1 protein-coding gene is annotated in these 1,048 nt (G+C 40.6%); it reads left to right on the top strand.

What is annotated here, in order from left to right; translation table 11 throughout:
* On the top strand, positions 1 to 1,048 hold a 1,048-nt coding region (locus GQO39_RS08665; protein ID WP_156851791.1), incomplete at both ends, for an autotransporter outer membrane beta-barrel domain-containing protein.

Below are 1,048 nucleotides of genomic sequence, written 5' to 3'. Positions count from 1 at the left end.
CTCCATTTACACCTGCAGCATCTGATCCAATAGATCCACTACCACCTCCGCCTGTTCCTGTTAAGCCTGATATTCAACCCGATTTCGGAATCAGAGCTGTTGTTCCGCAATTACCAACTTATCTCCTTCTACCAAATGCTTTATTCCACGCTGGTTTGATGGATCTTACTACTCAAAATAAAAAATTGGAGCTAATGCGAAATGTTTCTCACGATTCTTTAAAAAGCGGTGAACACCCAGCGTTTTTTGTTCGTGGTTATGGTGGAAGTCATCATTATACTTCAAATTTGTCTGCTTTTGAGTATGGGTATGGATCTGAACTCGATTATACTGCGGTGGAAGCAGGTGTTTTATTGAAAGAAATTGAAAGTTTATACAGTCGTACATTCTTTGGAGTCACGGGGACTTATGGAAATCTCTCTCTACATCCTCTCAATGTTGAACAAAGTAAAAAGAGTACCTTTGATAAATGGTCTGTTGCTGCTTATGGAAGTCTACAACATGATGCGGGTTTTTATATGGATGGGCTGTTATCTTACGGTCTTTTTAGGGGAGATGTTTTCACGCTTGCACGAGGTAAGGCAGCAACATTAAAGGGTAAACAGCTTAGTACTTCTTTGACCATTGGTAAAACATTTACAATGGAGCATAAAGGTTTACTTTTTGAGCCGCAGGTTCAGCTTGTTTATCAGCATCTTCAGTTTGATCGCGTTCGTGATGTTGATAATCTTGATGTTGATATGGGAAAATTTCATCAATGGATGGCGCGTTTTGGTGGGCGTTTAACTAGGGTTCTTGCGGGCTCAGAAGAGGGGCGTATTATTTCCTTCTATAGTAAGCTTTATCTTTTGCATAGTTCTGGAGATAGACAGTTTGTTTCTTTTAAAAAAGATTTTCAGTTAGGAGCTTTTGGTTCTTCCCTAGAGGCTGGGCTTGGTTTTAATGCGCAATTGTCTGAAAAATTTGCAATTCATGGAGAGGTAACCTATCAGCATCGGCTTACCAAAGCAGGCTTTTCCGGTGCGCGTTTCTCTGCTGGTTTGCTCTA

Origin of the sequence: Bartonella refiksaydamii (assembly GCF_902652675.1) — a bacterium.
Classification (GTDB): Bacteria; Pseudomonadota; Alphaproteobacteria; order Rhizobiales; family Rhizobiaceae; genus Bartonella; species Bartonella refiksaydamii.
The sequence above is the reverse complement of the archived record's forward strand: the minus strand, read 5'-3'. Positions and strand labels throughout refer to the sequence as shown.